The 19,356-nt window shown below is 60.7% G+C and carries 18 protein-coding genes; 12 read left to right on the top strand and 6 right to left on the bottom strand.

All coding sequences use genetic code 11. The annotated features are described in order from the left end of the window. Positions 1-25: 25 nt before the first annotated feature. Complete coding sequence (locus tag HU765_RS15130) at positions 26-1,489, bottom strand: transglycosylase SLT domain-containing protein (protein WP_186548033.1); 1,464 nt, start codon at positions 1,487-1,489, stop codon at positions 26-28. Positions 1,490-1,588: 99 nt separating this feature from the next. Further along, complete coding sequence (gloB, locus tag HU765_RS15125) at positions 1,589-2,356, bottom strand: hydroxyacylglutathione hydrolase (protein WP_186621467.1); 768 nt, start codon at positions 2,354-2,356, stop codon at positions 1,589-1,591. Positions 2,357-2,422: 66 nt separating this feature from the next. Between gloB and HU765_RS15120 the strand changes: the two genes are divergently transcribed. From HU765_RS15120 to HU765_RS15105, 4 genes are all read left to right on the top strand, one after another. After that, positions 2,423-3,181, top strand: coding sequence for a methyltransferase domain-containing protein (locus tag HU765_RS15120; protein WP_186548029.1), 759 nt, complete (start codon positions 2,423-2,425; stop codon positions 3,179-3,181). 90 nt (positions 3,182-3,271) lie between these two features. Next, complete coding sequence (gene rnhA / locus HU765_RS15115) at positions 3,272-3,742, top strand: ribonuclease HI (protein ID WP_007910572.1); 471 nt, start codon at positions 3,272-3,274, stop codon at positions 3,740-3,742. Positions 3,743-3,964: 222 nt separating this feature from the next. Further along, positions 3,965-4,723 (top strand): DNA polymerase III subunit epsilon, encoded by a 759-nt coding sequence (gene dnaQ / locus HU765_RS15110; protein WP_186621466.1) that lies wholly within the window; start codon positions 3,965-3,967, stop codon positions 4,721-4,723. 363 nt (positions 4,724-5,086) lie between these two features. After that, positions 5,087-5,701 carry a GNAT family N-acetyltransferase gene (locus HU765_RS15105; RefSeq protein ID WP_186548025.1) on the top strand — a complete coding sequence of 205 codons (615 nt, stop codon included), beginning with the start codon at positions 5,087-5,089 and terminating at the stop codon, positions 5,699-5,701. On the opposite strand, the gene HU765_RS15100 is transcribed toward HU765_RS15105, so the two are convergent. Next, a complete protein-coding gene (locus tag HU765_RS15100) occupies positions 5,667-6,560 on the bottom strand; it encodes a LysR family transcriptional regulator (RefSeq protein ID WP_186621465.1) in 894 nt (297 codons plus the stop codon). The genes HU765_RS15105 and HU765_RS15100 overlap by 35 nt on opposite strands. A gap of 85 nt (positions 6,561-6,645) precedes the next feature. After that, positions 6,646-6,876, bottom strand: a complete 231-nt coding sequence (locus HU765_RS15095) for a hypothetical protein (protein ID WP_186621464.1) — start codon at positions 6,874-6,876, stop codon at positions 6,646-6,648. Between the two features lie 183 nt (positions 6,877-7,059). On the opposite strand from HU765_RS15095, the gene HU765_RS15090 reads away from it, so the two are divergent. Beyond that, positions 7,060-7,617, top strand: coding sequence for an NAD(P)H-dependent oxidoreductase (locus HU765_RS15090; protein ID WP_186548018.1), 558 nt, complete (start codon positions 7,060-7,062; stop codon positions 7,615-7,617). A 147-nt stretch (positions 7,618-7,764) separates the two neighbouring features. After that, positions 7,765-9,048, top strand: a complete 1,284-nt coding sequence (locus tag HU765_RS15085; RefSeq protein WP_186621462.1) for an arsenic transporter — start codon at positions 7,765-7,767, stop codon at positions 9,046-9,048. Between the two features lie 104 nt (positions 9,049-9,152). Here HU765_RS15085 and HU765_RS15080 read toward each other — a convergent pair whose 3' ends face one another. Next, positions 9,153-10,103, bottom strand: a complete 951-nt coding sequence (locus HU765_RS15080; protein ID WP_186621459.1) for a DUF1853 family protein — start codon at positions 10,101-10,103, stop codon at positions 9,153-9,155. A gap of 115 nt (positions 10,104-10,218) precedes the next feature. Here HU765_RS15080 and HU765_RS15075 point away from each other — a divergent pair, with 115 nt between their 5' ends. The 6 genes from HU765_RS15075 to pepN are packed head-to-tail and all read left to right on the top strand — an operon-like array spanning position 10,219 to position 16,737. Beyond that, complete coding sequence (locus tag HU765_RS15075) at positions 10,219-11,109, top strand: NAD(+) kinase (RefSeq protein ID WP_003224174.1); 891 nt, start codon at positions 10,219-10,221, stop codon at positions 11,107-11,109. Beyond that, on the top strand, positions 11,109-12,080 hold the full coding sequence (locus HU765_RS15070) for a metallophosphoesterase (RefSeq protein ID WP_186621457.1): 972 nt from the start codon (positions 11,109-11,111) through the stop codon (positions 12,078-12,080). Before HU765_RS15075 ends, HU765_RS15070 begins: the two co-directional genes overlap by 1 nt. Then, positions 12,077-12,946, top strand: a complete 870-nt coding sequence (locus HU765_RS15065; RefSeq protein ID WP_186548010.1) for a rhomboid family intramembrane serine protease — start codon at positions 12,077-12,079, stop codon at positions 12,944-12,946. Before HU765_RS15070 ends, HU765_RS15065 begins: the two co-directional genes overlap by 4 nt. 35 nt (positions 12,947-12,981) lie before the next feature. Continuing rightward, a complete protein-coding gene (locus HU765_RS15060; RefSeq protein ID WP_016774215.1) occupies positions 12,982-13,242 on the top strand; it encodes a DUF1315 family protein in 261 nt (86 codons plus the stop codon). Beyond that, a complete protein-coding gene (locus tag HU765_RS15055) occupies positions 13,239-14,069 on the top strand; it encodes a DUF2797 domain-containing protein (RefSeq protein WP_186548007.1) in 831 nt (276 codons plus the stop codon). Before HU765_RS15060 ends, HU765_RS15055 begins: the two co-directional genes overlap by 4 nt. A gap of 10 nt (positions 14,070-14,079) precedes the next feature. After that, positions 14,080-16,737 (top strand): aminopeptidase N, encoded by a 2,658-nt coding sequence (gene pepN / locus HU765_RS15050; RefSeq protein WP_186621455.1) that lies wholly within the window; start codon positions 14,080-14,082, stop codon positions 16,735-16,737. 345 nt (positions 16,738-17,082) lie between these two features. Here pepN and katG read toward each other — a convergent pair whose 3' ends face one another. Further along, positions 17,083-19,356 carry a catalase/peroxidase HPI gene (gene katG, locus HU765_RS15045; RefSeq protein WP_186621453.1) on the bottom strand — a complete coding sequence of 758 codons (2,274 nt, stop codon included), beginning with the start codon at positions 19,354-19,356 and terminating at the stop codon, positions 17,083-17,085.

Raw genomic sequence — 19,356 nt, 5'->3', positions numbered from 1 at the left:
CCCTGAAATCTCAGGGGCTTTTCTGTCAATGCGGCTGATACACCGTGAGCATCTGCCCAGGCTTCAACGCCTTGCCCGCACCCGGGTTCCAGCGCTTGAGGTGTTGCATCTCGACGTTGAACCGCTTGGCCACCACATACAGGGTGTCGCCGCGCTTGACCTTGTATTGGGTCTGCTGCTTGCTCTCGGCCTTGCCTTTGGTCTTGCTGTTGGCCGCGATCACGGTGTTGACCCGGCCGGACTTGCGCGCCGGTGCACGCTGGGTGTTGTCCTGCATGACCAGGGTCTGGCCGACCTTGAGGTTCTTGCCGGTCAGCTTGTTCCAGCGTTGCAGGTCTTTCACTTCAACCTTGTTGGCCTTGGCGATGGAACCCAGGTTATCGCCACGCTTGACCCGATAAGCGCGCTTGAGCTGGGCAACCTCGGACGGATCGGCACCTTCGAACACCGGCTTCAGCGAGCGCGGGCTGATCAGCTCGTCCGGACGCATGGTCTGCAGGCTGGCGGTGAGCAGTTGCGCCTTCGACGTCGGCACCAGCAAATGCTGCGGGCCGTCGATGGTGGTGCGCTGCTTGAACGCCGGGTTGAGCTGGAACAGTTCGTCTTCGTCGATGTTGGCCACGGCAGCGACCTTGGACAGGTCCATGCGCTGGTTGATTTCGACGACCTGGAAATAAGGCTCGTTGGCGATCGGGTTGAGGTTCACACCATAGGCTTCCGGCGCCAGCACCACTTGCGACAGCGCCAGCAGTTTCGGCACGTACGCCTGGGTTTCCGCCGGCAACGGCAGGTTCCAGTAGTCGGTCGGCAGGCCGAGCTTCTCGTTGCGCTCGATGGCGCGGCTGACAGTGCCTTCACCGGCGTTGTAGGCTGCCAGGGCCAGCAGCCAGTCGCCGTTGAACATATCGTGCAGACGGGTCAGGTAATCCATTGCCGCGGTGGTCGAGGCGGTGATATCGCGACGGCCATCGTAGAAGCGGGTCTGGCGCAGGTTGAAGTAACGCCCGGTGGACGGAATGAACTGCCACAGGCCCACCGCATTGGCCCGGGAATAGGCCATCGGGTTGTAGGCGCTCTCGATCACTGGCAGCAAGGCCAGCTCCAGCGGCATGTTGCGCTCTTCGAGGCGTTCGACGATGTAATGAATATAGAGACTGCCGCGTTCGCCGGCATTCTCGAGGAAAGAGGGGTTACTGGCGAACCACAGGCGCTGCTGCTCGATGCGCGGGTTCACGCCAAGGCCTTCCTGCAACTGGAAGCCCTGGCGCATGCGTTCCCAGATGTCCTGGGGAATCTGTGGACTGGGCTTTTCAGTCAGCCAGATGGGCTTCTGCTTGGCTCGCGCAGCAATGTTCGGCGTATGCGTCGCTTCAGTCTGCGGAGCATGGCTGGAACAGCCCGCCAGCGTGGCGGACACAGCCACCGCGATGGCTTGCGCCAGGCGGGTCAATGCATCTGATTGGGCGGACTTACGTATGGATGACGACATTGGCTGGAAGTAAGTTCCGGGCAAAAATGTCGGGCGATTCTAGAAAGCGCACCCCTTGCGGTCAACCATTGAGAATTTTCGCGGTAGCCGGTGCGCTCATCAGAACGTGTCTTTCCATGCTCGCAATGCCGCAAATACCTCACTCGGCGCCCGGTTTTGAGCGCCTTCCCGTTCGTCCACTTTTTGTGTAACCAATGTTTCAGAAGTGCGTAAAAACGGATTGGTGAGCTTTTCCAGGGCCAGGGTCGAGGGCAGGGTCATGACGCCGTTCTGCCGTTGCTGGATGACTTTTTCCAGACGAGCGGCAATGTGCGGATTGCCCGGTTCTACCGCCGCGGCAAACTTCAGGTTGCTCAAGGTGTATTCATGGGTGCAGTAAACCAGCGTATCTTCAGGCAAGGCGGCGAGGCGGTCGAGCGAGTGGTGCATTTGTGCAGGCGTGCCCTCGAACAACCGACCGCAACCGGCGGCGAACAGGGTGTCACCGCAGAACAGCAGGCCGTGGTGGTAATAGGCAATGTGTCCCAGGGTGTGACCGGGTACCGCGTACACGGCGAAGTCCCAGCCGAGCACATTGACCGTATCGTTGTCGTTGAGCGCCACGTCGCGCCCGGGTATGCGCTCGCTGGCCGGCCCGCAGACGGTCGCGCCGCTGGCCGCTTTCAGACGTTCGACGCCGCCGACGTGATCATGATGATGGTGGGTGATCAGGATGTCGCTCAACGCCCAGCCCGGGTGGGCCTCGAGCCATGCCTGCACCGGGGCGGCATCGCCCGGATCGACCACTGCGCAGCGCTGGGTCTGATGATCCTGTAACAACCAGATGTAGTTATCGGTGAACGCGGGCAGGGCACTGATCTGTATCATCGTCGGAATTCGCCAAGCGGAAAACATTGGCGCATCTTAGAGGTTCCTGGCGCGTTGGAGAATGACATGACCGATAAAGCGTTCGCTCAGGCCGATCCCGACTGGCTGGCATTGATCAGCGCCGCCCGTGAATGGCTGGCGGGTCCGCTCGGGCAATTTCTGCTGGATGAAGAGCGGCGCATGCTCGACGACGAGCTGGGCAGGTTCTTTGGCGGCTATCTGGTGCATTACGGCCCGTCCGCCGAAACCCCGCCGGCCGCGCCGCAGGTGCAGCGCAACGTACGCCTGGGTGCGCCGTTGCCGGGGGTCGAGATTGTCTGCGAGGAGCAGGCCTGGCCGTTGAGCGAACACGCCGCCGACGTGGTGGTGATGCAGCATGGCCTGGATTTCTGCCTGTCGCCCCACGGTTTGTTGCGTGAAGCGGCGAGCAGCGTACGGCCCGGCGGGCATTTGCTGATCATCGGCATCAATCCGTGGAGCACCTGGGGGCTGCGTCATGTCTTCGCCCACGACGCCCTGCGCAAGGCGCGCTGCATCTCGCCGTCACGGGTTGCCGACTGGCTGAATCTGCTGGGCTTCGCGCTGGAGAAACGCCGCTTCGGATGCTATCGTCCGCCGCTCGCGTCGCCCAAGTGGCAGAACCGTCTGGCCGGCTGGGAACGCAAGGCCGGTGGCTGGCAGTTGTCGGGTGGCGGTTTCTATTTATTGGTCGCGCGCAAGATTGTGGTCGGACTCAGGCCATTGCGCCAGGAGCGCCGCGAGCCGATGGGCAAGCTGATTCCGCTGCCGATGGCCAAGGTCAATCGTCGCCACATCGAACCGTAAACCCTCTTTTATTTGTGGCCGGGCCTGTCCCGGCCTCGGTCATTGTCGATCCGTGATTGGCAAGACAGGCATTTTTCTGGAAAGGCTGGCATGAGCGAAAGCGTTGAAAGCGTCGACACCGTAGAACTGTTCACCGACGGCGCCTGCAAGGGCAATCCCGGCCCCGGCGGCTGGGGCGCTTTGCTGGTGTGCAAGGGCGTCGAGAAGGAATTGTGGGGCGGCGAAGCCAACACCACCAACAACCGCATGGAACTGCTCGGCGCCATCCGTGGCCTCGAAGCCTTGAAGCGGCCGTGCGAAGTGCTGCTGGTGACCGACTCGCAATACGTGATGAAGGGCATCAACGAGTGGATGGCGAACTGGAAAAAGCGCGGCTGGAAAACCGCCGCAAAAGAGCCAGTGAAGAACGCCGATTTGTGGAAAGAGCTGGACGAGCAGGTCAACCGCCACAAAGTCACCTGGAAGTGGGTGCGCGGGCACATTGGCCATCACGGCAATGAGCGGGCCGACCAGTTGGCCAACCGTGGCGTGGATGAGGTTCGCGGGTACAAGCAGAGCTGAGTTTTTCTGAAAAAACAGTGGCGCGCCCATTCGCGAGCAGGCTCGCTCCCACAGGGAAACGCATTCCAGATCCGATTCTGCTTCTTCCTTGGATTGGAATTCATTCCAATGTGGGAGCGGGCTTGCTCGCGAAGGGCGCGCCTCGGTCTGACTGAAACACCCCGCCGAGCGTGTTAACATCCGCGTTTTTGCCCGATAGACCCGTTGAGAGCTGAGCACCTGATGGCCACCAGATCCGTTGTACTCGATACCGAAACCACCGGCATGCCGGTGACCGATGGTCACCGGATCATTGAAATCGGTTGCGTCGAACTGATCGGTCGGCGCCTGACGGGCCGGCATTTTCACGTTTACCTGCAACCGGATCGCGAGAGTGACGAAGGCGCCATCGGCGTTCACGGCATCACCAACGAGTTTCTCGTCGGCAAGCCGCGTTTTGCTGAGGTCGCGGATGAATTCTTCGAGTTCATCAAAGGCGCGCAGCTGATCATCCATAACGCGGCGTTCGACGTTGGCTTCATCAACAACGAATTCGCCTTGATGGGCCAGCACGACCGCGCTGACATCACCCAGCATTGCACCATTCTCGACACCTTGATGATGGCCCGCGAACGCCACCCCGGGCAGCGCAACAGCCTCGATGCGTTGTGCAAACGCTATGGCGTCGATAACTCCGGTCGGGAACTGCACGGCGCCTTGCTCGACTCGGAGATTCTTGCCGACGTCTACCTGACCATGACCGGCGGCCAGACCAGCCTGTCACTGGCCGGCAACGCCTCCGACGGCAATGGCACGGGTGAGGGCGCAGATAACTCGGCCACGGAAATCCGTCGCCTGCCGACTGATCGCCAGCCCGCGCGAATCATTCGCGCCACCGAGGAAGAACTGGCCGCACACCTTGCGCGGCTGGAGATCATCGCCAAGTCTGCCGGCGGGCCGGCGCTGTGGACGCAGATTGCCGAGGCTGACGCTCAGGCGTAAGACGGTGCTGTGGCAAGGAAGCTTGCTCCCGCTCGGCTGCGAAGCAGTCGCAAACACGCTGAATCCGGTTTGTCTGAAAGTAAGCAAAGGGCTGCTCCGCATCCCTGCGGGAGCAAGCTCCCTCACCACGAAAACTGAGCGGTACTTGCCAGCGCGCCGCGGTTTCCATCGATGAAGCCAACTGGCCACCCTCGCCACATCCGCTGCAACCCACTACCCTGAGTGCACGGGTCGGGTGCAAACCTGCCGCTTCAGGACACTGAGCTTCATGTACAGAGATTTGAAATTCACGCTGGCGATCATCCATCGCGACATCAAGGTCGACACTGTCGGCTGCGTCAAGGAATGAGGACTTTTCCCAGTATGCAACCGGTCATGAATCCGAAATACCCTGGGTTGTCGGTGCGTGTCGCCGACGAAGGCTTTGCGCCGTATATCTGGGGCAGTGACTTCAGTTTCGAGGTCGCGGCGTATGGCGCGGCGCAGATCGGCAAGCCGGTCGAGCAGTGGCCGGTGACGCCCATCGTGCCGTACCGCAAATGCTACGGGATCGACCCGGAGGAATTCAGCGCCTTTCACAACGCGCCCGACAGTGCGATTTTCATGGCCTGGCTGGACGATGAGCCGGTCGGGCACCTGGTGATCAGCACCAACTGGAACGGCTTTGCGCACATCGACGAACTGGCGGTTCACGCCCCGGCGCGGCGTCACGGCGTGGCCAAGGCGTTGCTGGATGTCGCGCAGTTCTGGAGCCGCAAGAAGAAGCTCCCAGGCATCATGCTCGAAACCCAGAACAACAACCTCGGCGCCTGTCGGTTGTACGAGCGGTGCGGTTACGTGATGGGTGGTATCGACCAGTTGCGCTATCGCGGCATCGATCCGCACACCGCCGAAGTGGCCTTGTTCTGGTATCGCCTGTTCGACAATCCGCTGGAAAACCCGCTCAGCCCGACAGCATCGCCTCGGCTTGTTCCGTGACGATGCCCAGCAGCGTCTGAATCGCTGCCGACGGCACGGCGTGCTTGAAGGTCAGGGCGTATAGGCTGATCGGCACGGCGGGCGACAACGGGCAGACGTCCAGCCCGCCGGCGCGCGCGCCTAACGCGGTGAACGGGTCGACGATGGCCAGCCCTTCGCCAGCCTCGACCATGCTGCGCATCATTTGGTGGGTTTGCACGCGGATCTGGACGCTGGGTGCCGGGCGCAAGGCCTGGAGCTTGTGTTCCAGCGCCGGGCTCAACGGATCCTGACCTTCGAGGCCGACCATGGACTGTCCGGCCAGATCCTGCACAGAGACATATTTCTGCTTCGGCTGCAGCCAGCCGTGCGGCGCGAGCAATTGCAGCTTGCCCTGCGCCAGGGGTTGGCAGTCGATATCGGGATGCTCGGGGTCGTGCAGGCTCAGGCCCAGATCGCTTTCGCGCAACAACAGGCTGCGAATAATGTCGCGGGTCGGCGCACTGAGCAGGCTGCAAGGTGCGTCGGGCAGACGTCGGCGCAGGGCGGCGAGGCTTTGAGGCAAGAGTTGTTGGGTCAGCGGCGGGGTGCCGATGATGCGCAAGGGCGGGGCGAGGTATTGTTTCAGGCTGTTGGCCAGACGCTGCACCGGTTCCAGCGCTTCATAAATGTGCGCGATTTCTACCTGCAAGGCCCGCGCTTCCGGGGTCGATTGCAGGCGCCCGCGAACGCTGGCGAACAGCATGAACCCCAACTGGCTCTCGGCTTCGCGCAAGCGCTCTTCGATTTCGGTCACTGGCAATTGCAGCCATTCGGCGGCGGTGCCCAGATGACCGGTCTGCAAGAGCGCATGAATCACTTCGATATGGCGTAAACGCATGCGTGAAGTCCATGTTCAGCAGGTGGGGTCAGAGGCTGAATCCTACCCCAAGTCTGCATTCAAGACTTCTGCTCATAACCGTCGGTTATTGAGCGGCGATCGGCTCAGGTTCGCGAATCAGGGTGATACCTGACTGAACCAGGATAAACTCGCTCTCGCTGACTTTGTTGACACGGTCACCAATAGCGAGTCTGTAAATGGGCTCCGAGCCAGTGGAACCGTCTGCAGACGGATTCGATTCCTGGAATTCATGCACGGAATAAACGCGGCCTTCCGCATCTCTTGCATGAAACTGACCGACGAGTACTGCTGCCATCTGCTTAGAACCTCTGGAGATAAAACGCTTGATTTGCGGCTTGGTAGACCGCTGTCAAGCTTGGTAAGTTTTCCTACCGGAAAAAAATATTTCACGCGCAGGAAAATCCAATGACTGCTGGTGGAATCGTCACCGGATCATCTATAACTACCGGCTCCTCCCACGGACCTTCGAGAGTCTTCCATGAGCAATGTCTACAACGTCGCTGTAGTGGTCGGTAGCCTGCGCAAAGCATCGATCAATCGTAAAGTCGCCCTGGCCCTGGCGGAACTGGCCCCGGCCAATCTCAAACTGGAGATTGTCGAAATCGGTGATCTGCCGCTGTACAACGAAGACATCGACGGCGATTCCCCGCCCGCAGCCTACAGCACTTTCCGTCAGAAAGTGGCGTCATCCGACGCGGTGCTCTTTGTTACCCCCGAGTACAACCGCTCGATCCCGGCGCCGTTGAAGAACGCCATCGACGTCGGTTCCCGCCCATACGGCAAGAGCGCCTGGAGCGGCAAGCCCGGCGCGGTGATCAGCGTCTCGCCAGGCGCCATCGGCGGTTTCGGCGCCAACCAGCACCTGCGCCAGACGTTCGTCTTTCTCGATATTCACTGCCTGCAACAGCCGGAAGCCTATCTGGGCGGGGCCGGCACTGCGTTTGACGAGGCGGGCCAGCTGAGCGAATCGGTCAAGCCGTTTCTGCAGAAATTCATTGATGCGTACGGCCAGTTCGTAGAACAACACAAAAAATAATCCGTACACGGACCCATTGTGGGAGCGGGCTTGCTCGCGAATGCGCTGTGCCAGATAAGGATTTTTTATCTGATACACCGCATTCGCGAGCAAGCCCGCTCCCACATTTTGATCTCCATCCATTTCGATATTTGAAGGCTGTTGCGAATGCTCGCTGCGTCACTGATTTTCCTGCTGACCATTACCCTTGTGATCTGGCAGCCCAAAGGCCTTGGCGTCGGCTGGAGTGCGACCCTTGGCGCCGTGCTGGCGTTGATCTTCGGCGTCGTCCACCTGACGGATATCCCGCTGGTCTGGCAAATCATCTGGAACGCCACCGGCACTTTCGTGGCGCTGATCATCATCAGCCTGCTGCTCGACGAGGCGGGGTTTTTCGCGTGGGCGGCGCTGCATGTTGCACGGTGGGGGCGGGGCAGCGGGCGCAAGCTGTTTGCCTTCATGGTGCTGCTGGGTGCACTGGTGTCGGCATTGTTCGCCAATGACGGCGCGGCGCTGATCCTTACTCCCATCGTGATTTCGATGCTGCTGGCGCTGCGCTTTTCCCCGGCGGCGACGCTGGCCTTTGTCATGGGCGCCGGGTTTATTGCCGACACAGCGAGCCTGCCGTTGGTGGTGTCGAACCTGGTCAACATCGTTTCGGCGGACTTCTTTCACATTGGTTTCAATCGCTATGCTGCGGTAATGGTGCCGGTGAACTTTGTCAGCGTGGCGGCGACGTTGGGCATGTTGTTGTGGTTTTTTCGCCGCGATATTCCAGCGGCCTACGACCCTGAGCAACTGGAAAACCCGCACACGGCGATTCACGACAAGGCGACGTTCTATGCCGGTTGGGCGGTGCTGGCGATCCTGCTGATCGGCTGCTTCGCCCTCGAACCGCTGGGCATTCCGATCAGCGCCATTTCTGCGGTGTGCGCCGCGCTGCTGCTGGGCATCGCCGCACGGGGTCACAAGATATCCACGCGCAAAGTGATGAAAGAAGCGCCCTGGCAGATCGTGATTTTCTCGTTGGGCATGTATCTGGTGGTCTACGGCCTGCGCAATGCCGGGCTCACCGGTTATCTCGCCGGATGGCTGGATGTCTTCGCTAGCCACGGCGTGTGGGGCGCGGCCATGGGCACCGGCGTGCTGACGGCGCTGCTGTCGTCAATCATGAACAATTTGCCGACGGTGCTGATCGGCTTGCTGTCGATCGATGCCAGCCAGGCCAGCGGGGTGATCAAGGAAGCGATGATTTACGCCAACGTGATCGGCAGCGATCTGGGGCCGAAGATTACGCCGATTGGCAGTCTGGCAACGTTGTTGTGGCTGCACGTGCTGGAACGCAAGGGCATCCATATTGGCTGGGGTTATTACTTCAAGGTCGGGATCGTGTTGACGGTGCCGGTGTTGTTGGTGACCTTGGCGGCGCTGGCGCTGCGGCTTTCGCTGTAGACCGAGGTGACTCCATCGCGAGCAGGCTCACTCCTACAATTGAAATACGATCCCCTGTAGGAGTGAGCCTGCTCGCGAAGGCGATGGTCCAGGCACCAAAAATCTCAGGTTTGCCCCGGCACATTCGGCCAAAGATCCGACACCAGAAACAACCGCTCGGCCTCTTCCCAGTCGCCCTGCGCATTTTCGCTCAGGCGCACCAGCAATTGCGCCGGAGCCAGCGGCGACAAGTCCGCCAGCCACAGACGCAACTGTTCCGCTGTCCAGACCTGATCCGCCGGATAATGCGCCGGCGCCAGCCAGGCATGACGCGGCAGCGGTTGCCAGCGCCCGGCCGGACGTTGCGCGACAAACGCCGGCCAATCCTTCTGATGCAGCCAGTTGCCACGCAGATGCCGCGGGTGTGCACCCTGCGGGGGCGCAGACTGTCCCGGCCATGGATACAGCAGATAACCGCCGAGCCACAAATGCGCGCTGAACGTCTCGATATCCAGTGTCGCCAGCACCTCGCGGCTTTCCGGACGCGCCGAAATCGGCAGTTGGTGCGCGGCCAGATGCGCCAGTTTGCGATCCAGCCGGTCATGGCAGCCCGGCCCCAGCCATTGCGCCGGATCATGGCCATCGCCGTTTTGCGGGCCGAGGTAGAGCTTGATCGCCAGTTCCAGATGATGCACGCCGTCGCGGTCACGCAGCAGCATGTCCAGCTCGCCGAGGGTGTGGCCGGCGCGGCGAATAGGCAGGTTGGCGGCGATCAGCTCGATGCCGGGCGCGTGCTCCACGGCAAACTGCCACAAGCGTTCGTAATAAAGGCCCAGACGCCTTGTCCGGGCCTGCGACAACCAGTGCAGCAAGCCGTAACTGTCACGGTCAAGTTGGCGCAGCCAGTGTTCCAGGCGTGGCGGGTCTTGCACCCAATCACTGCCGGCCAGCGGGTGGCGCTGCGGCCAGGGCGTAGCGGCGAGCATCGGCGGGGCGAGGATCACCCACGCCAGGTCGCGCACCTCCGGATGGCGCAGTTGATGAGGGAGCTGAAGCAAATCGGGAAACAGGATCATCTTGCGAGCATAGCCTTAAACCTGAGCACACCCTTGAGGCTGAAAGGATTTTGTCTATCTGGCGCTTTCGCCCATAATCGTGCTTTTCGCGTTTTCGATTGTCCGCAGAGGTCCCATGGAGCAATTTCGTAATATCGGCATCATCGGTCGCCTGGGCAGTTCCCAGGTGCTGGATACCGTCCGCCGACTGAAACGGTTTCTGCTCGACCGGCATCTGCACGTGATTCTCGAAGACACCATTGCTGAAGTCCTGCCGGGCCATGGCCTGCAAACGTCGTCACGCAAGATGCTCGGCGAGGTCTGCGACATGGTCATCGTTGTCGGCGGTGACGGCAGCCTGCTTGGCGCCGCCCGCGCCCTGGCCAAACATAATATTCCGGTGCTGGGGATCAACCGTGGCAGCCTCGGTTTTCTCACCGACATTCGCCCGGACGAGCTGGAAGTCGAAGTCGCCAAGGTGCTCGACGGCCATTATCTGGTGGAAAACCGCTTTCTGCTGCAAGCCGAAGTCCGCCGCCACGCCGAGGCCATCGGCCAGGGCGATGCGCTGAACGATGTCGTGCTGCATCCCGGCAAATCGACGCGGATGATCGAATTCGAGCTGTACATCGACGGTCAGTTCGTCTGCAGCCAGAAGGCCGACGGCCTGATCGTCGCCACGCCCACCGGCTCCACCGCGTACGCGCTGTCGGCCGGTGGCCCGATCATGCACCCCAAGCTCGACGCCATTGTGATTGTGCCGATGTACCCCCATATGTTGTCGAGCAGGCCGATTGTGGTCGATGGCAACAGTGAGCTGAAAATCGTCGTGTCGAAAAACATGCAGATTTACCCGCAAGTCTCCTGCGACGGGCAGAACCATTTCACCTGTGCGCCGGGCGACACCATCACCGTCAGTAAAAAAGCGCAGAAATTGCGGCTGATCCATCCACTCGACCACAACTATTATGAAGTCTGCCGTACCAAGCTCGGCTGGGGCAGCAAGTTGGGGGGCGGAGGCGACTGATGCTCGATCCCGCGCGCAGTTACGACCTGATCGGTGACGTGCACGGATGCGCCCTGACCCTGGAACACTTGCTTGACCGTCTCGGTTATCACAAGCAGGGCGGGGTCTGGCGGCATCCATCGCGCATGGCTGTGTTTGTCGGCGACATCATCGACCGTGGCCCGCGAATCCGTGAGGCGCTGCACATCGTTCATGACATGGTCCAGGCTGGCCAGGCCTTGTGCATCATGGGCAACCACGAATTCAACGCCCTGGGCTGGAGCACCCCGGCGCCACCGGGCAGTGGCAAGCAATTCGTCCGTGAACACACGCCTCGCCATGCCCGCCTGCTGCACGAAACGCTGAGCCAATTCGAAGACCATCCGGGTGACTGGCATGACTTTCAGCAATGGTTCTATGAGCTGCCATTGTTTATCGATGCCGGACGTTTCCGGGTCGTGCACGCGTGCTGGGATGCCGGTCTGATCGAACCATTGCGGGCGTTGTTTCCCGACGGCTGCGTCGACGAACATTTCCTGCAGGCCTCGGCGGTTCCCGGCAGCTTCGCCTGCACCGTGTTCGACCGTCTGCTGCGCGGCACCGATATGCGCCTGCCGGGCGGCCTGACCATGACCAGTGGCGACGGTCTGGTGCGCGCGTTCTTCCGCACCAAGTTCTGGGAGGACGACCCGAAAACCTACGGCGACATCGTCTTTCAGCCTGATGCCCTGCCGGAACCGGTGGCACAGACGCCGCTGTCCTCAACGGAAAAGAATGCCCTGCTGCGTTATGGCGTCGACGAGCCATTGCTGTTCGTCGGCCACTACTGGCGCAGCGGCCAACCCGCGCCGATCCGTCCGAACCTCGCCTGCCTGGATTACAGCGCGGTGCTCTACGGCAAACTGGTCGCTTATCGTCTGGATCAGGAAACTCGCCTCGATCCAGATAAATTTGTCTGGGTCGATGTCGAGCGGCCGGAGGTGCTGCAATGAGTGCGGTAGCGGTATTGCGCCTGCCCCTGGCGGTGGACCTGAGCGGCTTCGTCAAACTCCTGCAACGTATGCAGGTCCCGCATCGGGTCAGCGAGGAGGCGGGCGAGCAGGTGCTGTGGGCGCCGGCTGAAATCAGCGAAGACGTGCGTTCGCTGTACGAACGCTTCCCGGCCGGCGATCCCGATCAGCAACTGGACATTCCGCTGGGCCAGACCTTCAAGCGTCCGGGCTTCGCCGAACAACTGAAACACGCCCGGGCCACCGGTTTCATTCTGCTGTTGAGCCTGATTGTCGGCGGTCTGACCTTTCTCGGCGAGAACCTCGAAACGCTGCGCTGGTTGACCTTCCTCGACTTTCGCGTGATCGGCGAGTACATCCAGTTCACCCCATTGGCTGACAGTCTGGCGGCGGGGCAGTGGTGGCGGCTGATCACGCCGATGCTGATCCATTTCGGCATCCTCCACCTGGCCATGAACGGCATGTGGTACTGGGAGCTGGGCCGGCGTATCGAGTCGCGTCAGGGCAGTATCAACCTGATCGGCCTGACGTTGCTGTTCAGCCTGGTGTCCAACTATGCGCAGTTCGTCTGGAGCGGCCCGACCCTGTTTGGCGGTCTGTCCGGCGTGCTCTACGGCTTGCTCGGGCATTGCTGGATTTTCCAGCTGCTGGCGCCGAACCCGGCCTATCGCCTGCCGCGCGGCGTGCTGGTGATGATGCTGGTGTGGCTGCTGGTGTGCATGTCCGGGCTGATCTCGCTGATCGGTTTCGGCCAGATTGCCAACGCCGCACACCTGAGCGGGTTACTCATCGGATGCTTCACCGGTTTGTTGGGCGGTTTGTATAACCGCCGTAAACTGGCCGTCTAAATTTTTTGTTTCAGTAAAGAGCACGGAGACCCCTGATGTCCTCTTTCAACGACATGATCAACAACATCACCCCGGACATCTACGAAAGCCTGAAACTGGCCGTGGAAATCGGCAAATGGTCCGACGGCAACAAACTCACCGCCGAGCAGCGCGAGCTGTCGTTGCAGGCGATGATCGCCTGGGAAATCCAGAACCTGCCTGAAGATCAGCGCACTGGTTACATGGGCCCGCAGGAATGTGCGTCGAAGTCGATCGAAGTGCCGAACATTCTGTTCAAGTCGGATGCCATCCATTGATCGAGATTGGCCGCGGTGCAATCAGCAAAATGTCGGCGCGCCTTGACGGGCCGAACGTGCAGTACGCGTTTCGTCTGGACGACGTCGAGGTGCCGGTCAATCCGTTGATCGGCAGCACGCTGCGTCTGGAATATCTGGGGGCAATCCATTGCACCCATTGCGGGCGCAAGACCAAAACCAGCTTCAGTCAGGGCTATTGCTACCCGTGCATGACCAAACTGGCGCAGTGCGACCTGTGCATCATGAGCCCGGAGCGCTGCCACTTTGACGCTGGCACCTGTCGCGATCCGGCGTGGGGCGAGCAGTTCTGCATGACCGATCACGTGGTCTATCTGGCCAACTCGTCGGGGATCAAGGTTGGCATCACCCGTGCAACGCAGTTGCCGACGCGCTGGCTCGATCAAGGGGCGAGTCAGGCCTTGCCGATCATGCGCGTGTCGACACGGCAGCAATCGGGTTTTGTAGAAGACCTGTTCCGCAGTCAGGTGGCGGACAAGACCAACTGGCGCGCCTTGCTCAAGGGCGATGCGGCGGCGGTGGATCTGGCGCAGGTGCGCGATCAGTTGTTCGAAAGCTGCGCCGAAGGCCTGCAAGGTTTACAGGAGCGATTCGGCCTACAGGCGATTCAGACGATTGCCGATGTCGAACCGCTGGAAATCCGCTATCCCGTCGAGCAATACCCGGCGAAAATCGTCAGCTTCAACCTGGACAAGAACCCGATTGCCGAAGGCACGCTGCTGGGGATCAAGGGCCAGTACCTGATCTTTGACACCGGCGTGATCAACATTCGTAAATACACGGCTTACCAGCTCGCCGTGCATCAATAAGGACTCCAGCATGCGCACCGACCAACCGAAGATGATTTACCTCAAGGACTATCAGGCGCCCGAGTACCTGATCGACGAAACGCACCTGACCTTCGAGTTGTTCGAGGACCACAGCCTGGTCCACGCGCAACTGGTGATGCGCCGCAACCCCGAGCGCGGCGCGGGCCTGCCGCCGCTGGTGCTCGACGGCCAGCAACTGGAGCTGCTCTCGGTAACGCTCGCAGACCAGGAGCTGAGCGCCGCTGACTACCAAGTGTCCGACAGCCACCTGACTTTGCAGCCGACCAGCGAAACCTTCACGCTTGACACCAGCGTGCGCATCCACCCGGAAACCAATACCGCGCTGGAGGGCCTGTACAAATCCGGCACGATGTTCTGCACCCAGTGCGAGGCCGAAGGTTTCCGCAAGATCACCTATTACCTCGACCGTCCGGACGTGATGAGCAAGTTCACCACCACGGTGGTCGCCGAACAGCACAGCTACCCGGTGCTGCTCTCCAACGGCAACCCGATCGCTTCCGGCCCCGGCGAAGACGGCCGGCACTGGGCGACCTGGGAAGACCCGTTCAAGAAACCGGCGTACCTGTTCGCGCTGGTCGCCGGTGATTTGTGGTGTGTCGAAGACACCTTCACCACCATGAGTCAGCGCAACGTCGCGCTGCGTATTTACGTCGAGCCGGAAAACATCGACAAGTGCCAGCACGCGATGAACAGCCTGAAGAAATCCATGCGCTGGGACGAAGAGGTTTATGGCCGCGAGTACGATCTGGACATTTTCATGATCGTGGCCGTGAACGATTTCAACATGGGCGCAATGGAGAACAAGGGCCTCAACATCTTTAACTCCAGCGCCGTGCTGGCTCGCGCCGAAACCGCCACCGACGCCGCGCACCAGCGGGTCGAAGCGATCGTCGCTCACGAATACTTCCACAACTGGTCGGGCAACCGCGTGACCTGCCGCGACTGGTTCCAGCTGTCGCTCAAGGAAGGCTTCACGGTGTTCCGCGACGCCGGTTTCTCCTCGGACATGAATTCGGCCACGGTCAAGCGCATTCAGGATGTTGCGTACCTGCGCACCCACCAGTTCGCCGAAGATGCCGGCCCCATGGCCCACGCCGTGCGCCCGGACAGCTTCATCGAGATTTCCAACTTCTACACCCTGACCGTGTACGAAAAGGGTTCGGAAGTGGTCGGCATGATCCACACCTTGCTCGGCGCCGCAGGCTTCCGCAAAGGCAGCGATCTGTACTTTGAACGCCACGACGGCCAGGCCGTGACCTGCGATGACTTCGTCAAGGCCATGGAAGATGCCAACGGTGTCGATCTGAGCCAGTTCAAGCGCTGGTACAGCCAGGCCGGTACGCCACGTCTGGCGGTGAGCGAGTCCTATGACGCTGCTGCCAAGACTTATAGCCTGACCTTCCGTCAGAGCTGCCCGCCAACCCCGGACAAAGTCGAGAAGCTGCCGTTTGTGATTCCAGTGGAGCTGGGTCTGCTCGATAGCCAAGGCAACGAGATGGCCCTGCGTCTCGGCGGTGAAGCCGCCGCCCAAGGCACCACTCGGGTTATCTCGGTGACCGAAGCTGAACAGACCTTTACCTTCGTCGACATCAATGAGCAACCGCTGCCATCGCTGCTGCGCGGGTTCTCGGCGCCGGTGAAACTGAGCTTCCCGTACAACCGCGATCAGTTGATGTTCCTGATGCAGCACGACAGCGATGGCTTCAATCGCTGGGATGCCGGCCAGCAATTGGCAGTGCAGGTGCTACAAGAGCTGATCGGCCAACAGCAGAAGGGCGAGAGCCTGACGCTCGACCCGCGTCTGGTCTCGGCGCTGCGCACGGTGCTGTCCGACGAGTCGCTGGATCAGGCGATGGTCGCGGAAATGCTCTCGCTGCCGGGGGAGGCGTATCTTACCGAAATCAGCGAAGTGGCCGACGTCGAGGCGATCCATATCGCTCGCGAATTTGCCCGCAAGCAATTGGCTGAAGGTCTGTTCGAGGCGTTGTGGCTGCGTTATCAGGCCAACCGCGACTTGTCGAAGAAAACCCCATATGTGGCCGAGGCCGAGCACTTCGCCCGTCGTGCGTTGCAGAACATCACCCTGTCGTACCTGATGCTCAGCGGCAAGCCGGAAGTCCTTGCGGCCGCGCTGGAACAGTTCGAAAACGCCGACAACATGACCGAGCGCCTGACCGCGCTGGCGGTGCTGGTCAATTCGCCGTTCGAAGAACAGAAAGCCTTGGCGCTGGCGAGTTTCGCCGAGCACTTCAAGGACAACCCGCTGGTCATGGACCAGTGGTTCAGCGTGCAGGCCGGCAGCACCTTGCCGGGCGGTCTGGAGCGGGTGAAGGCGTTGATGCAGCACCCGGCGTTCAACATCAAGAACCCGAACAAGGTGCGTGCACTGATCGGCGCGTTTGCCGGGCAAAACCTGATCAACTTCCATGCGGCGGACGGCTCTGGCTATCGCTTCCTGGCGGATCTGGTGATCGAGCTGAACGGCTTCAACCCGCAGATCGCCTCGCGCCAACTGGCCCCGCTGACCCGCTGGCGCAAATACGACAGCGCCCGTCAGGCGCTGATGAAGGGTGAGCTGGAGCGGATTCTGGCATCGGGTCAGCTGTCAAGCGACGTATACGAAGTGGTCAGCAAGAGCCTGGCGTAACGCCTAGGCCAATATGTGGGCTGGTGGTATTCAGATTCGCGACAGCTCACAAATCCTATGGTGGGAGCGGTGTACTCGGAATCGCGACAACACGCAAAACCTATTGTGGGAGCGAGCTTGCTCGCGAATGCCGGTGTGTCATCCAACGAATTCGTTGCCTGACACACCCTCTTCGTGAACAAGCCCACTCCCACAGTTTTTAGCGGTGTACTCAGAATCGTGTTAACACACCGATCCAATGTGGGAGTGAGCCTGCTCGCGATCGCGGTGTGTCAGACACTGAAATATGACTGATACAACGCCATCGCGAGCAGGCTCACTCCTACAGAGGTTGCGTTTCGTCAGTTATCTCAGGTCAAACCGATCCAGATTCATCACCTTCGTCCATGCCTTGACGAAATCGTTGACGAACTGCTGCTTGGCATCCGCACTGGCGTACACCTCGGCCAATGCACGTAACTGTGCATTGGAGCCGAACACCAGATCCACCCGCGTCGCTGTCCATTTCGCCGCTCCGGTCTTGCGATCACGCCCTTCGAACTCATCGGCATCCCGTGACGTCGGCGTCCACTCCACACCCATGTCCAGCAGATTGGTGAAGAAGTCATTGGTCAGTGCTTCGGTGTTATCAGTGAACACACCCTGGCGACTCTGCCCGACATTGGTATTCAACACCCGCAGACCACCCAGCAGCACCGTCATTTCCGGCGCGGTGAGCGTCAGCAGTTGTGCTTTGTCGATCAGCAAAGCCTCGGCCGAAATGCTGTATTTGCCCTTGCTGTAGTTACGGAAGCCATCGGCAATCGGCTCAAGAAACCCAAACGATTCGACATCGGTTTGCTCTGGCGAGGCGTCGGCGCGGCCCGGTGAAAACGGCACCGAAATCGAATGTCCGGCGTTTCTCGCGGCTTGCTCGACCCCGGCATTGCCCGCCAGCACGATCAGGTCTGCCAGGGAAATTTGCTTGCCGCCGATTGCCGTGCCGTTGAAGTCTTTCTGAATGCCTTCAAGCGTCGTCAGTACCTTGTCCAGTTGCTCCGGCTGGTTGGCCTGCCAGAACTTCTGCGGCGCCAGACGCAAGCGTCCGCCATTGGCGCCGCCGCGTTTGTCCGAACCACGAAAGGTCGAAGCGGCCGCCCAGGCGGTCGACACCAGTTGTGATACCGACAGTCCTGACGCCAGCACGGTGTTTTTCAGGGCAGTGGCATCACTGTCATCGATCAGCGCGTGCGTTATCTGGGGAATCGGGTCTTGCCAGAGCAATTCCTCTTGCGGCAATTCCGGACCGAGGTAGCGCGACAGCGGGCCCATGTCGCGATGGATCAGTTTGTACCATGCGCGAGCGAAGGCGTCGGCCAACTGTTCTGGACGGGCCAAAAAGCGCCGGGAAATCTGTTCGTAAGCGGGATCGAAACGCAGCGCCAGGTCAGACGTGAGCATCGTCGGCGACAGGCGTTTGTTCGGGTCGTGAGCATGGGGCACGGTGCCTGCGCCGGCGCCGTTTTTCGGTCGCCACTGGTGCGCGCCGGCCGGGCTCTTGGTCAGTTCCCATTCGAAGCCGAACAGGTTTTCCAGGTAGTTGTTGCTCCATTGGGTGGGGGTGGTGGTCCAGGTGACTTCCAGGCCACTGGTGATCGTGTCAGCGCCTTTACCGCTGCCAAAGGCGTTTTTCCAGCCCAAGCCTTGCTGTTCCAGACCGGCCGCTTCCGGCTCGGGACCGACGTTGTCGGCAGGCCCTGCGCCGTGGGTCTTGCCAAAGGCGTGGCCGCCAGCAATCAGCGCCACGGTTTCTTCGTCATTCATGGCCATGCGGCCGAAGGTCTCGCGAATGTCTTTGGCCGAGGCCACCGGATCCGGATTGCCTTCAGGGCCTTCCGGGTTCACATAGATCAGGCCCATCTGCACCGCGGCAAGGGGATTTTCCAGGTTGCGTTCGCCCTGATCGGTGCGGCTTTCTTCCTTGCCATGTAAATCCGGCTCAGCTACCAGCGTGCCGTCGCCGGGTTCCTGCACCGGGCCATTGCTCTTGCCGTAACGGTTATCGCCGCCCAGCCATTCTGTTTCCGAACCCCAGTAGACGTCTTCGTCCGGCTCCCAGACATCGGCGCGGCCGCCGGAAAACCCAAAGGTCTTGAAGCCCATGGACTCCAGCGCAACGTTACCGGTCAGCACAATCAGGTCGGCCCAGGAAATATTGCGCCCGTACTTCTGTTTGACCGGCCACAGCAGACGCCGGGCCTTGTCGAGGCTGACGTTGTCTGGCCAGCTGTTGAGCGGGGCGAACCGTTGCTGACCGGAACCGGCACCACCGCGTCCATCGGCGGTGCGATAAGTCCCGGCGCTGTGCCAGGCCATGCGCACGAACAGCGGGCCGTAATGGCCGAAGTCCGCTGGCCACCAGTCCTGGGAATCGGTCATTAGCGCTTTGATGTCTTGTTTCAGGGCCTGGAAGTCCAGGCTTTTGAACGCTTTGGCGTAGTCGAATTCCGGGCCTAGCGGATCTGACTTGGGCGAATGCTGACTGAGGATCTTAAGGTTGAGTTGATTCGGCCACCAATCACGGTTCGTCGTACCGCCACCGGCAGCGTGGTTGAACGGGCATTTCGATTCGTTTGCCAT

It is taken from the genome of Pseudomonas sp. SWRI81 (genome assembly GCF_014268545.1).
Lineage (GTDB): Bacteria > Pseudomonadota > Gammaproteobacteria > Pseudomonadales > Pseudomonadaceae > Aquipseudomonas > Aquipseudomonas hamedanensis.
The sequence above is the reverse complement of the archived record's forward strand: the minus strand, read 5'-3'. Positions and strand labels throughout refer to the sequence as shown.

Excerpts from the sequence above, each read along its gene's own strand:
- dnaQ (WP_186621466.1), top strand. The coding sequence starts at position 3,965 with ATGGCCACCAGATCCGTTGTACTCGATACCGAAACCACCGGCATGCCG.
- pepN (WP_186621455.1), top strand. The coding sequence starts at position 14,080 with ATGCGCACCGACCAACCGAAGATGATTTACCTCAAGGACTATCAGGCG.
- HU765_RS15080 (WP_186621459.1), bottom strand. The coding sequence starts at position 10,103 with ATGATCCTGTTTCCCGATTTGCTTCAGCTCCCTCATCAACTGCGCCAT.
- gloB (WP_186621467.1), bottom strand. The coding sequence starts at position 2,356 with ATGATACAGATCAGTGCCCTGCCCGCGTTCACCGATAACTACATCTGG.
- HU765_RS15100 (WP_186621465.1), bottom strand. The coding sequence starts at position 6,560 with ATGCGTTTACGCCATATCGAAGTGATTCATGCGCTCTTGCAGACCGGT.
- katG (WP_186621453.1), bottom strand. The coding sequence starts at position 19,356 with ATGGCAAACGAATCGAAATGCCCGTTCAACCACGCTGCCGGTGGCGGT.
- HU765_RS15105 (WP_186548025.1), top strand. The coding sequence starts at position 5,087 with ATGCAACCGGTCATGAATCCGAAATACCCTGGGTTGTCGGTGCGTGTC.
- HU765_RS15120 (WP_186548029.1), top strand. The coding sequence starts at position 2,423 with ATGACCGATAAAGCGTTCGCTCAGGCCGATCCCGACTGGCTGGCATTG.
- HU765_RS15095 (WP_186621464.1), bottom strand. The coding sequence starts at position 6,876 with ATGGCAGCAGTACTCGTCGGTCAGTTTCATGCAAGAGATGCGGAAGGC.
- HU765_RS15130 (WP_186548033.1), bottom strand. The coding sequence starts at position 1,489 with ATGTCGTCATCCATACGTAAGTCCGCCCAATCAGATGCATTGACCCGC.
- HU765_RS15060 (WP_016774215.1), top strand. The coding sequence starts at position 12,982 with ATGTCCTCTTTCAACGACATGATCAACAACATCACCCCGGACATCTAC.
- HU765_RS15065 (WP_186548010.1), top strand. The coding sequence starts at position 12,077 with ATGAGTGCGGTAGCGGTATTGCGCCTGCCCCTGGCGGTGGACCTGAGC.
- rnhA (WP_007910572.1), top strand. The coding sequence starts at position 3,272 with ATGAGCGAAAGCGTTGAAAGCGTCGACACCGTAGAACTGTTCACCGAC.
- HU765_RS15085 (WP_186621462.1), top strand. The coding sequence starts at position 7,765 with ATGCTCGCTGCGTCACTGATTTTCCTGCTGACCATTACCCTTGTGATC.
- HU765_RS15090 (WP_186548018.1), top strand. The coding sequence starts at position 7,060 with ATGAGCAATGTCTACAACGTCGCTGTAGTGGTCGGTAGCCTGCGCAAA.
- HU765_RS15075 (WP_003224174.1), top strand. The coding sequence starts at position 10,219 with ATGGAGCAATTTCGTAATATCGGCATCATCGGTCGCCTGGGCAGTTCC.
- HU765_RS15070 (WP_186621457.1), top strand. The coding sequence starts at position 11,109 with ATGCTCGATCCCGCGCGCAGTTACGACCTGATCGGTGACGTGCACGGA.